Raw genomic sequence first — 12,564 nt, 5'->3', positions numbered from 1 at the left:
TTAGTATTCCACCTTTCGGTTCATCAAACGAATGATGAAGAAGGAGATGATCGCCATGATGACAAACAGAATGGTAGATAGCGCACTCCCCAGCCCCCAATATCCTTTGGCAAAAGAGGAATAGACCGCCGTGTTAATGACATCTGTCGCGTTACCAGGGCCACCATTGGTCAGCACGTATACGGCATCGAATACTCTTAGCCCATACGTAATATTAAGCACCGTGGCGATGGTAATGGTAGGCATGAGCATTGGAATAGTAATTCGGAACAGCTTCTGCCCGAAGCCTGCGCCATCAATGGATGCTGCCTCGTAGTAATCGCGGGGAATCGCGAGAAGCCCGGCGATGAACAGCACCATAATGTACCCCATGCCTTTCCACGTATCCACTGCCATGATGGATGGCATTGCCCAGGTCAAGGAGCCCAGCCAGTTCTGGGCGAGAACGTCCAGTCCCATGGAACGCAGGGTCACGTTAACGAACCCGTTGTTGGGGTCAAGCAGACTTTTGAACACAAGCCCAACAATCAGAAACGACAGCACCTGCGGGGAGAAAATGATCATCCGATGCAGATTGGCGGCCTTTACACCGCTGACCAGGAGCAGAGCCAGGAACAATCCCAGAACAGTCTTGGCGATGGACGTCACGAGGGTGAAGAGAACGGTATTTTTGATAAAAAGAAGATATGTAGGATCACCCGCCAGAATGGTACGGAAATGCTCCAGACCGATAAAGTTCTTCTCCGAACTATAACTGTTCCAGTCGGTGAAGGAATAATAGATGCCCAGCAGGGCGGGAGCGACGATGAACAGCAGATATAATACAATCGCTCCAGATGAGAAATACCAGGGATAGATTTTGTTCGCATTCATAACCGGTAACACCTTTCCTTCCTGCCAAAACAAAATACATGAGCGGGCAAATGCCCGCTGCATGTAACACTGTTCAGCATGTATGTTTATCTGCAATTTGTGCTATTACTGCCACTTCTCATCTTTCAGCACTTTGGCTTGTTCAGCACGGCGTTTATCAATGTTTTGCAGAATCTGATCCGGTGTCATGGCTCCGGCGAACATGCCCGACAAGTCTTTGCCAATATCCATCCATTGTGGATCTATATATTTCACAGCGGCCTGCATGACCGTACCTTTTTCATGATTTTTCTCATAATCAATATAATCCTGTGTCAGCTTTGGTTCGATTTCCGGCCAGCAAATGGTCAGATTACCTTCACCTTCATCGAACACACGCTGCAGATGATCATGCTCGGTAATCCAGCGGAAGAATTTCAGCACTTCTTCGGGGTGTTTACTGTTTTTGTTACCGAACATCGCAGCAGAACCGCCCGGATTCACACCAATCGTCTGATTATCTCCCCACGGCATCACGAAGAACCCCATATTGTCTTTCATTGCCGGATACGCTTCGGAGACTTCCTTTTCAGTCCCTGGAACCCGCAGCAGCATCGCTGCTTTCTCCTGACCAAATGCTTCAATTCCCGCTTCTACCGTATTGGACAGGAAATCTTTGCCGAAATAGCCGAGATCCGCAAATTCCTTCAATTGTTCAATGACCGTCTTGAGTTGCGTCATATCAGCGACTTTCATCTCATTGTTGTTTAGTTTTTCGTAGGTTCCCGCTGTCGTTTGCTCATAGTTAGGCCCTGTTTCGAACAAAGGCAGAACCTGATACCACCCGCTGGCGGGTGCCTGATAGAACGGAATAATGTCTTTATCCTTAATTTTCTGGCTGATCTCCTTGAATTCGGCATAGGATGTAGGAGGCTCTATACCGAGCTCTTGGAAGATACGTTTGTTATAGTACACATACCAGATTTTCGTTGGCGCAAAAGAAACCCCGTACACCTTGTCATTGTGACTGACCGTTGGCAAAATCTCTTCGGACATCCGACCTGTGAATTCCTCATTGGTGAGGTCAATGGCATTTTCCTCCGGTCTTACGTTAGCCGGCATACTCAGTGGGTCCACATCGACATTGAAAATGTCAGGTGCTTCGCCAGAGGCCAGCTTCACCTTGATCAGGTCACGCCACTGTGCGTCAGGTACGACCTGAAAGTCAATTTTGACACCGGTCTCCTGCTCATATTCCTTGGCCATCGTCTGCATGATGCCTGTACGCGGAATACCGGATTGGCTGGTTCCAAACGTAAGTGTAACCTTACCCGAACCTTCCGTACTTTTACCTGAGTTGCACCCGGCAAGCAGCAGAGTGGAGAGCAGGAGCACACTTGCGAGCAAAAAAAGAAATCGTTTTCTCATCATTGAACCTCCCGAAATATAAAGAAAATTATTACTTGCCGAAACGCTTTATGTAAGCGTATTCTTATGTGGATAACTTTACTGTGAACAGCGAATACGCTCAATAGACAAAAGCGTTCTGTTGGGTGGACATTTTCGAATGGTGCGACAGATATCATCATAGGACGAGGTGTGTGAGGATTGCGGTATCGATTTGGAACGCTTCAGCAAAGTCTGTTTGCCTATTACTCTGCGGTATTTATTGTCTTTTCGCTCATTGTGGCAGGTCTCCTGTATGTTTTTCTTGCGAGTGACATCCGTCATCGAAGTGAAGAACAGCAGCGACAACTGGCGGTATCAATCGTCAGTAATCTGGATCAGGAAGTCGTGAAAATGAACAACTTTTCCATGAATATTGTGTACTCCAATCTGGTCAAAGAACACTTCAGCCACTACTTGGCACCAGCGGAAGACAGTGAGCAGACACTGACGAGTGATCCGGCATTGTATAAGGATACAACCACACTAATTGATGTCATTCTGGCGATTATCAGCAGCTCCAATACCGCCAAGCAGGCCAATATCTATGATGTGAACGGCAAGATGCTGGGAGCGGGGGCATTCAACGGTCAACTATCGGTGGACCTGACTCAGCGACCGTGGTACAAGGAAACCTGGGAGCGGAGTGGCTGGCGGGTGATCCAATTGTTACAGGGGGGAGCTTTGCCCATGCCAACAGGTCAGGGGAAGTCAGATCAACCGTACATTTCCCTTACCCGGGTATACAAAGATGGCAATTATGTTAGCCAGGGCGTCGTTGAGATTTTGCAGGATGCCGGAACCCTGTTCCAGCATTTGAATGATTTGCAGGCAAGTAACGAGAATCTTCGCATTTATGTGATAGATGAGCAAAATACACGGCTGTATCCACTTACTTCGGATGGTGATGATTCACAGGCAGCCCACTTCGATGATGTGGACTTGATTCAGAATCTTTCATTTCCACCGGATACGATGCAGGAGATCACTGACCCTTTGAATGATTCCAAACAGATGATGACGTATATGACGTCACAGGAGACAGGATGGACCGTTGTTGTCATGCAGTCCAAACAGTCCCTTTTTGCGAGTCTCAACCGGATGGCTGTGATGTTTATTGGTGCCACGTTAGCTACGTTGATGCTGATTCTGGTTCTCTCGTATCTGATTTCCAAAAGGGTCACTTTACCTTTGCATCGCTTGCAGCGCATTATTCAGAAAACGGGTGAGAACGATCTGATATCCGGTCAGGATTCGGCGCATTTGTTCAAGCTGGAGCATCCGGGTTCCATCCGGGAGATGGATGAGCTGAATGATACGTTTATTCGGTTGAATCAACAGCTTGTGCAATCTTTTCAGGACAGACTGGCAATGAAATCCCAAGAGACAGAGGCAAGATTACTCGCGCTTCAGTCCCAGATGAACCCGCATTTTCTCTACAACAACATCACGAATATCAGCATCATGGCGGAGGAAGGGATGAATGAGCAGATTGTCGCGTTCTGTGGTCATATCGCGTCCATGCTTCGTTATATCTCTACTCCTGGTAAAAACGGGGTTCCACTGTCTCAAGAACTGGATTATTGTGAGCGATACCTGGAGTGTATGAAGATTCGGTTTGAAGATGATCTGCACTACGAGTTTCATATTCCGGAAGAGATGCAGCATATTCAGGTTCCGATGCTGATGGTACAACCACTACTGGAAAATGCCATAAAATATGGACTGGGTGATACCCCTCCATGGCAACTGAATATTACTGGGGATATGGATGCAGTACAGCAGACCTGGCAGATCCATGTGGAAGACAACGGGCCTGGCATGGAACCTGAGGCACTTGCCAAGATCATGCAGTACATCGAACAGTCACAGGAGTGGGAGCGTATGCCGGAACTCGAAATTAACGGAATGGGACTTAAGAATATATGGGTCCGATTGAAATTATGGTATGGCCCGGCAGCCTACATGCAGATTACGAACAAGCCTTCCGGCGGTGTCCAGATTACAATAGGTGGTTCCATTGGAAAGGAGCATGGCTAACCATGACAATCAAATATAGAACGATTATTGTGGAAGATGAAGCCCTGATTCGCCGGAATGTCTCGCGCAAATTCAGAGAGCTGGACACCCGGTTCGAGGTGATTGGTGAAGCGAGGAATGGTCAGGAAGCTTTACAGCTCATTGAACATTCCGTACCTGATCTGGTTATAACGGATATACAGATGCCCGTGATGAATGGATTGGAACTCGCCAAACATCTGTACTTTGCTTATCCACATGTGAAAATAGTCATTCTGAGTGGATATCATGAGTTTGAATATGCCCGGCAGGCGATCAGCTACAAGGTGGAGGATTATCTCCTCAAGCCATTGTCCGAAGAACAACTTCGTTCACTGCTGGATGCGATGGAATTGAAGCTTGGGAGCGCTGTGGATTCGCTTGCCCATGTCAGTGCCGTGCTGGATGAGCAGGTGAAGCCGGAGGATATCGCAGAGGCTGTTAAGCTGTATTTGAAGCAGAATTATATGCATGAGATTACACTTCAGGACATGGCGGGACAGATGCATTTTAGTGTGGACTATCTAGGAAAGTGTTTTAAGAAAGTAACGGGGGAGACTCCGCTGAAATATATGACAGGTCTGCGAATCAATGAAGCGAAACGTATGCTTGTCACCCATGAGAATATGGATATCAAGACGATTGGTGGAGCGGTAGGGTATAGTGATTCCCATTATTTCAGCAGGATTTTCAAAAACAAAACTGGCATGTACCCTAGCGAGTACCGACTGCAATTGCAGGAACGAAAAAAAGCCCTGTCCATGGATGAAGAGAACCATGTTGACTTGAGCTGATTACTGAGCCAGAGCTTCTTCGGTTATTTTACGAATATCAAACGGGGAGCGAATACCTTCTTCAATCATGTCGGGGAGAATCAGTTTCAGGAAATATTGCACACAGTGGAGGTCGATATTTTTGATTTTGACCAAGGCATAACGGTACATGACGATAAATTCTTTCTCCGTATTTCCACGTTGGAGTTCGGCAAAAGCTTCGTATACCTGATCCATCTTGTCTGCGACTTCCAGAATCAGTCCTTCGACCGATTGGTCTTTGCCCTCACGCAGCTGTCTGCGGAAAATAGGCTGGAACTCTTCAGGAATATTTTCATTGATAAAATGTTCAACCATGCCTTCTTCCACCTTTTGCAGCATCGAACGCAGCTCCAGTGAATAATGTTTGACGGGTGTTTTGATATCACCGATGAAGATTTCGCCATAATCATGACTGCTCGTAATTTCGTATAACTTCTTCCAATCCACGGTGACGCCATGCTGCTCCTCAATATCTGCAAGTGTTTTGGCGTATTGTACGACTTTCCAGGAATGAGCGGAGACGCTGTGTTCTTCGAATTTGAATTTGCCAGGTGTACGAATAATACGTTCAAGATCATTCAAAGACCTGAAGTACGTATGAATTCCCATATAAGCGATCATCCTTTGCTTGATTGAGTATAAGTGCGAGTATCCATCGACTATACACCAGTTATGTCAACTGTGGATTAAAGCGGATAGCGACGAAGGTAAAATGCAGTTTTAATTATTTTATAGAAGGACGAGAGCATGAAAGGGGAACCATACGAGAGAGTACGCAGCTTATGATAAACCTTAAAAGCCACGATGTGACTGAACGTAAGTTCGGCGTCCATCGTGGCAGTTGAATGAAGAATTATGATTTTTTACGTACCGGTGAAGTATACCAGTAAGCCATTCCGACAAAGAGGGCGCCGCCGATGATATTACCAAGCGTTACCGGAATCATGTTGTGGAACCAGCCTGCCAGTGTAATGGTATCCGGGTGGTTTGGCAACAGCCAGGACAGGGAAAGCAAAGTCATATTGGCCACACTGTGCTCATACCCACTTGCAATAAAGGCGTACAGACACCACCAGATAAGCGCAATTTTGGCGATATCCTCTTTGGTGCGAGCAGCCATCCAGATCGCCAGACAGACCAGCCAGTTACAGAGAATGCCGCGGAAGAACAACTCCGATACGGGAGCGGCCATCTTTTTGGCTGAAGCGACGAATAACAGATGTTCGGGCGCAGCAGTTTTGAACAGGCCGCTGCCTACAATAAGCAGGCTGAGCAGGATCGCACCTAACAAGTTGCCGAGGAAGACGAGTCCCCAGTTTTTCAGTGTATCTTTAACTGTGGTCCGGCCCGCGAGTGTGCTCATGGTGAAAAACATGTTGTTGCCTGTAAATAGTTCCGATCCGGCAAAGATAACCAGCGTGAGCGCGAGTCCGAAGGACATGCCCATCAACATGGTTTGCAGTGGTGACTGTGCTGCAAGGAGCGGAGCACCGATACTGAAGATCAGCACGATGCCAAGTCCTACATAGGCACCCGCCATTAAGGCGGCAACCATGTAGCGTGAAAGGTTGGAGTTCATCTGATCCCTTTTTTTAACTGCAGCTTCAATAATTCCCTCAACACTTGGTGTATACATCACGGTTTCCCCCATTATTTTGCATCAATCTATGAACGTTTCAATGGAACTATATCTCAATCCAGACCTGGCCGTTCTCTACCTTCACCGGATACATCTGCACTTGACCATTGTCCGGTGCTTGCACAACACCTGTAGTGAGGTCGATTTTCCAATCATACAGCGGATCGTACAGATAATGTCCTGACACGATGCCTTCTGCCAGTGGACCACCTTTGGGGTGGGGGTTGTGATTATCCGCAGCGAAGATGGTACCATCCGATGCACGAAAGACAGCAAGCTGACGGTTCTGAATCTCAACGACTCTTCCGATTCGCGGCAGGAATTCTTCAACTACTCCGGCAGGGAAGTAGGTGGCTGATTGTTTTGTCGTCATCTTAAACCACTCCTTTTATCTATTTAACGTTCTGATCGTGTTGATCATGCGGGATTGCTTATGGACGAGCCGATACTTCGATGCCGTGGAACATTTTGCTTTGGCCTTCCTCATTGCGAATCGCTTTTTGCCAAGGTTCTTCGACATGTTCAAGTGCGAATTCAATCCGCTCCATCAATGCTTTACGTTCTTCGAGATTATCGACGACAACCGAACGAATATGCTCCAGACCCATGCGTTCCACCCACTCCGAAGTCCGTTCCAGATAGTTACCTGTTTCGCGGTAATATTGCATGATAGCTCCGCACAGTTCAATCAACTCTTCATCCGTTTTCACTTTGCACAGGGAATCAGCCAGTCTTGCTTTAATACCGCCGTTACCGCCGATGAATATTTCCCAGCCGCCGTCGTTACCAACAATACCGATATCTTTGGTACATGCCTCTGCACAGTTCCGTGGACAACCGTTGACGGCATATTTAAACTTGGCTGGCAGATCGAGGCGTTCAAATTTACGTTCGATGCGAGCGCCCATGGCCATGGAATCCTGTGTACCGAATCGGCAGAATTGGGAGCCGACACATGTTTTGACTGTGCGCAGCGATTTGGCGTATGCATAACCTGATGGCATATCGAGTTCAGCCCAAACTTTGGTCAGGTCTTCTTTTTTGACACCAATCAAGTCGAGGCGCTGGCCGCCGGTAACTTTGACTGCTTTCACATCATATTTGACTGAAACGTCAGCAATGCGTTTGAGATCCTCTGGTGTAGTCACCCCGCCATACATCCGCGGTACGACCGTATACGTTCCATCCTTTTGAATATTGGCGTTCATGCGTTCGTTAACAAAGCGTGATTCCTTCTCGTCTTCATGCGTGTCCGGTGCAATCATGCCAAGATAATAGTTGATTGCCGGGCGACATTTGGAACAACCTTCAGGCTGACTCCATCCGAGTACATTCATGACTTCTTTGGTCGTTTGTAATCCTTTTGCACGAATCTCGGCTACAATCTCATCCCGTCCCATGGAAGTACATCCGCATATGCCCTGTTTGGCTCCACTGCTGAAGCTGTCTCCAAGCACATATTGCAGAATCTGTTCCACAACCGGCTTACATCCACCGCAAGAGCGTGTTGCACCCGTACAGGCTTTGATTTCATCTACAGTAGTGAGGCCCTGGTTGGTAATGACATCAACAATCGTTCCTTTAGTGACCCCGTTACATCCGCAGACGATTTCGTCTTCCGGCATCGTTTCAACAGAGGTTGTTTTCTTATGACCGCCGCAACCTGTACCCATGAGTGAGCTATACAGTTCTTCAGTCATTTCAGTCTGATGTTTGATTAACTTCTGCAATTCGGCAGAATCCGTAATGTCACCGAATAGAACAGCACCAACCATTTTATTATCGCGGAGCAGAATTTTTTTGTAGGTCCGTTTCCAGTCGTCTTTATGCGAAATGACGGTGTGCTCCGGACTGTCGATGAATTCACCAGTTGAAAAGACGTCCACACCCGAAATTTTCAATTTCGTTGATACTACAGAGCCTTCATACGGAGCGGTCTCCACACCGCAGATATGTTTCGCGAGAATCATGCCTTGCTCGAACAATGGGGCAACGAGGCCGTAGCATACCCCTCGGTGCTCTGTACATTCCCCAACCGAATAGACATTCTCAAGGGAAGTCTGCATGTAGTCATTCACAACAATACCCCGGTTCACTTCCATACCGCTTTCACGGGCTACAGCTGTATTCGGTTTGATCCCTACAGCCATGACCACGAAGTCAACATTCAGTACGGAATCATCGGCAAAACGAATGCCTTCAACCCGTTCACCGCCAAGCAGTTCGGAAGTCTGTGCGCCCATTTTGAACCGGATACCCTGACGCTCCAATTCTGCCTTTAACATGGCTGAAGCTTGCGGATCAAGCTGACGCTCCATCAGATCTTCCATCAGATGTACTACGGTAACCTCCATGCCAAGTTGTACCAGACCTTTGGCCGCTTCAAGACCCAGCAGTCCGCCCCCGATCACGGCCGCTCGTTTGTACTGTTTAGCAGCGTCGAGCATGACGTTACAATCGGCGATATCACGGAAACCAACGACACCTTCTTTGTCATGCCCCGGTACGGGGAGAATGAAGGAGTTGGAGCCTGTTGCAATGATAATTTTGTCATAAGGAAAGCGAGTTCCATCCTCCGTAATGACCTCAAGTGTATCCGAATCAATTCGGGCTACAGTTGTTCCAGTATGGAGTGTAATACCATAATCTTCATACCAGTGGAGATCATTCAGCACGATGTCATCCAGTGTTTTACTGCCTTCCAGTACATATGACAACATAATGCGGTTGTAGTTAGGATAGGGCTCTGTGCCAAAAACGGTAATATCAAATCGCGTAGTTAATTTCAAAATTTGTTCGACGGTACTGATTCCTGCCATACCGTTACCAATGATAACGAGTTTCTCTTTTTTTCCGTTCATGTGTGTATGCCTCCTTGAATAGACGCTGTACATTACCTGCAATTTTAGTGGTTTATATTTGAAATTATACAAGGTGTTGACGATAATTTATGTGATTTAATTCACTAATAAAGATAGAAGAGTCATAAATTTAATAGTGTGAGCCCCATCACAGAAAGTGATATTTATTTTTATATAAATAAGAAATACGAACTATTGTTCTTGTTTTGGTTTCGTTGTACTATCAAAAGTGGGCTATGTATGTTCCCTATTTCTTCGAAAGGACGTTTTTGCATCATGATGGGAAGATCCCACCTGATTATCGGGACAGGCGTTTCGCTATCTGTACTTCAATTGGCTGGTATGCCGGTGACTGCACCCGCAGTTACGGTTGCTCTGATTGGTTCGTTATTGCCTGACATCGATGAGCCGAATTCGCTGCTGGTATCGAGAGCCTTGCCTAACAGTCTCATCAGGCTGTTACAGACCGTTCTTTTGCCGACAGCTGTGTTTGTGTACTTCTATGTTCATGCCAAACCATGGAACCTGCTGCTTGCAATTCTCATTGCACTCGTGTCATTCCTGCCTTCGCGTTCTCTTCGCAAAGTGTTGATGTTCACCATTGGACTCGGCCTGGTGTTCTACGGCCACGCATTTGCTCCGTGGAATCTGATTGCAGGCAGCCTGCTTATGCTGTGCACCACACTAACGCATAGGGGGTTGACGCATACCTTGTATGGAACTGCGGTCTGGGCTGGTTTACTTTACAGCACCTCGCAACAGCAGGGGCCGGAAATCTGGGTAGCAGGAGGTACGGCGTATGCCATGCACCTGTTGGCCGATTCATTAACCAATCGTGGCATTCGTCCGTTACCACCGCTCAAGTGGCGCATACGAGCCAATCTGATGAGCACAGGAACCAAACATGGAGCCGTTGTAGAGAATGTCTGCATTGTGCTTACCCTTATTTTGGCGTGGTTTGCGTTCTCGCCATTATTTCTGTAATGATACATAAAATGCCAGTCCGGTGAATCGGATTGGCATTTTGATGTGTTCATTTTCTCCAGATGCTGCGATTTTTACTGTTAGGACTTACAATAAGATCAGGTTGAAGTAGGTGAGCCAGTGAGTGTTCCGATGTCAGTAGAGCCATAAACAAATAAAACAACAAGAATAAGCACAATTAACAGTTCGGCAAACCCGGTTCCGTCAAACTCGGACATGATGTCCACCTCATTTCTTGGCGATTAGGAATTGATTCTCTGTTGAAATGCCTGTATAACATCATTCAGCGTCATATCGCCGCCGGTTTCATCCAGGAATTGTACCAGTTTGTCTGAATTGGAGGGTGTGACCTTTCGAAGTGTTTTATATTGACCAACCAATTCCACAACCAATGTAGCCTCACGAAACAACGTGACAGCATCCACTCTCAACTTTCCGCTCACCAATAGCGCTGCTACAATCAATTCGAGATTTTTTCCCTTGAGGTTTCCATTAAGGAGGGTATTAGCAGCGTTTGGTTTTTTGTTAGAACCTTTATTCGATTTTCCGTTTCTTCCCACTGCCATAACAGGTCCCCCACTGGTTGGTGTTTGGTTATTGATCTTCCATTATCGTATATCTTATGTGGCATTCTCCATAATGTTCGACCTATTAATCTAGTTGATTAAACAAAAAAAGAGACATCCCGGTCTGACGGGACATCTCTTTCAGGCATAATTATTTAAGTGTTTTCCATGTAACTGAACTACGCGTTATCAATAATGGTATTCATCGTTGTCCGATCAAGACCTTTAACGAGTTTTACAATCAATTCTTTGGCCGCATCGTAGTCATCCGTATGAATGATTGAAGAAGAGGTATGGATATAACGTGCACAGATCCCTATCACTGTTGAGGGCACACCGATGCCGCTCAGGTGAACTTGACCTGCATCAGTACCGCCTGGTGAGATGAAATACTGCATTTTGATCTGATTCGATGAAGCCGTATCTTGAACATATTCCACCATTCCGCGATGAGTGAACATACCCGGGTCAAAAATACGAAGTAATGCTCCTTCTCCGATATGTCCAAATGACTGTTTGTCACCTGTCATATCATTCGCCGCGCTACAGTCAAGCGCGAAGAAGATATCAGGCTGAATCAGATTGGCCGCCGTACGTGCACCGCGAAGCCCCAGTTCTTCCTGAACCGTTGCACCAGCATAAAGTGTGTTTGGCAGTTTTTCCTTGTGTAACGCTTCAACCAGTTCAAGTGCAAGACCTACGCCGTAACGATTATCCCACGCTTTGGCCATGATTTTTTTCGGGTTCGCCATCGGCGTGAATTCACAGATTGGCACAATCTGCATCCCTGGATGAATGCCCCAGGATTCTGCTTCGGCACGGTTGTCTGCTCCAATATCGAGATACATGGAATTCAAATCAACAGGTTTGTTCCGCTGGGACTCGTCCAGCAAGTGTGTAGGTGTGGAACCTACAACTCCGGTAATCCGACGATCAGGTGTGATGATTTCCAATCGTTGAGAAAGTACAGCCTGACTCCACCATCCACCCAGTGGACGGAATTTGATCATACCTGTTTCGGTAATGCCCGTAGTCATGAAACCAACTTCGTCAAAGTGTCCGGCAACCATAACTTTAGGACCGGATTCCTCTCCCCGTAAAACACCAAATAGACTCCCTAGGCGATCCTGGACGAACTCATCCGTATAAGCGGAAAGCTGCTCTTTCATCCAGCCGCGAAGCTCACGTTCAAAACCGGATGCGGAGGGAAACTCCGTCAACGTGCGAAACATATCCATCGTTTTTTCATTCATGTGTCAACAACTCCTCTGTTGGTATGTATTTCAGGTCACAGTAGAACGGCTACCCGCCTGTTGTCCTTTTAGATGTAGTTCAAAATCAGA

11 protein-coding genes are annotated in these 12,564 nt (G+C 46.8%); 3 read left to right on the top strand and 8 right to left on the bottom strand.

Annotated features, from left to right (window positions below; genetic code table 11):
* Together NLBNIHML_RS08825 and NLBNIHML_RS08820 are read right to left on the bottom strand one after the other, a co-directional pair.
* The gene (locus NLBNIHML_RS08825; protein WP_017687164.1) at positions 1-873 is read right to left on the bottom strand and encodes a carbohydrate ABC transporter permease; all 873 of its coding nucleotides are present in this window, start codon (positions 871-873) and stop codon (positions 1-3) included.
* 105 nt (positions 874-978) lie between these two features.
* Positions 979-2,283: an ABC transporter substrate-binding protein gene (locus tag NLBNIHML_RS08820; protein ID WP_472476863.1), complete on the bottom strand. Its 1,305-nt coding sequence runs from the start codon at positions 2,281-2,283 to the stop codon at positions 979-981.
* Positions 2,284-2,460: 177 nt separating this feature from the next.
* Here NLBNIHML_RS08820 and NLBNIHML_RS08815 point away from each other — a divergent pair, with 177 nt between their 5' ends.
* Both NLBNIHML_RS08815 and NLBNIHML_RS08810 read left to right on the top strand, forming a co-directional pair.
* Positions 2,461-4,338, top strand: coding sequence for a cache domain-containing sensor histidine kinase (locus NLBNIHML_RS08815; RefSeq protein ID WP_339236155.1), 1,878 nt, complete (start codon positions 2,461-2,463; stop codon positions 4,336-4,338).
* A gap of 2 nt (positions 4,339-4,340) precedes the next feature.
* Positions 4,341-5,150: a response regulator transcription factor gene (locus tag NLBNIHML_RS08810; protein WP_339256528.1), complete on the top strand. Its 810-nt coding sequence runs from the start codon at positions 4,341-4,343 to the stop codon at positions 5,148-5,150.
* Here NLBNIHML_RS08810 and NLBNIHML_RS08805 read toward each other — a convergent pair whose 3' ends face one another.
* From NLBNIHML_RS08805 to nirB, 4 genes are all read right to left on the bottom strand, one after another.
* Entirely contained in the window at positions 5,151-5,780 is a 630-nt protein-coding gene (locus tag NLBNIHML_RS08805) for a YfbR-like 5'-deoxynucleotidase (protein ID WP_494354169.1), read from the bottom strand.
* Between the two features lie 244 nt (positions 5,781-6,024).
* Positions 6,025-6,807 (bottom strand): formate/nitrite transporter family protein, encoded by a 783-nt coding sequence (locus NLBNIHML_RS08800; RefSeq protein ID WP_338588039.1) that lies wholly within the window; start codon positions 6,805-6,807, stop codon positions 6,025-6,027.
* 49 nt (positions 6,808-6,856) lie between these two features.
* Positions 6,857-7,183 (bottom strand): nitrite reductase small subunit NirD, encoded by a 327-nt coding sequence (gene nirD / locus NLBNIHML_RS08795; RefSeq protein ID WP_339236145.1) that lies wholly within the window; start codon positions 7,181-7,183, stop codon positions 6,857-6,859.
* A gap of 58 nt (positions 7,184-7,241) precedes the next feature.
* Positions 7,242-9,671, bottom strand: a complete 2,430-nt coding sequence (nirB, locus tag NLBNIHML_RS08790) for a nitrite reductase large subunit NirB (protein ID WP_339256526.1) — start codon at positions 9,669-9,671, stop codon at positions 7,242-7,244.
* A gap of 276 nt (positions 9,672-9,947) precedes the next feature.
* On the opposite strand from nirB, the gene NLBNIHML_RS08785 reads away from it, so the two are divergent.
* A complete protein-coding gene (locus NLBNIHML_RS08785; RefSeq protein WP_339236141.1) occupies positions 9,948-10,655 on the top strand; it encodes a metal-dependent hydrolase in 708 nt (235 codons plus the stop codon).
* Positions 10,656-10,897: 242 nt separating this feature from the next.
* Here the strand turns inward: NLBNIHML_RS08785 and NLBNIHML_RS08780 are convergent, their stop codons facing one another.
* Positions 10,898-11,221 (bottom strand): hypothetical protein, encoded by a 324-nt coding sequence (locus tag NLBNIHML_RS08780; protein WP_339256524.1) that lies wholly within the window; start codon positions 11,219-11,221, stop codon positions 10,898-10,900.
* A gap of 179 nt (positions 11,222-11,400) precedes the next feature.
* The gene (locus NLBNIHML_RS08775; RefSeq protein ID WP_339236137.1) at positions 11,401-12,474 is read right to left on the bottom strand and encodes a M42 family metallopeptidase; all 1,074 of its coding nucleotides are present in this window, start codon (positions 12,472-12,474) and stop codon (positions 11,401-11,403) included.
* Positions 12,475-12,564 lie beyond the last annotated feature (90 nt).

Source organism: Paenibacillus sp. JNU01 (assembly GCF_059130585.1).
This window is presented reverse-complemented; position numbering and strand designations above follow the sequence as displayed.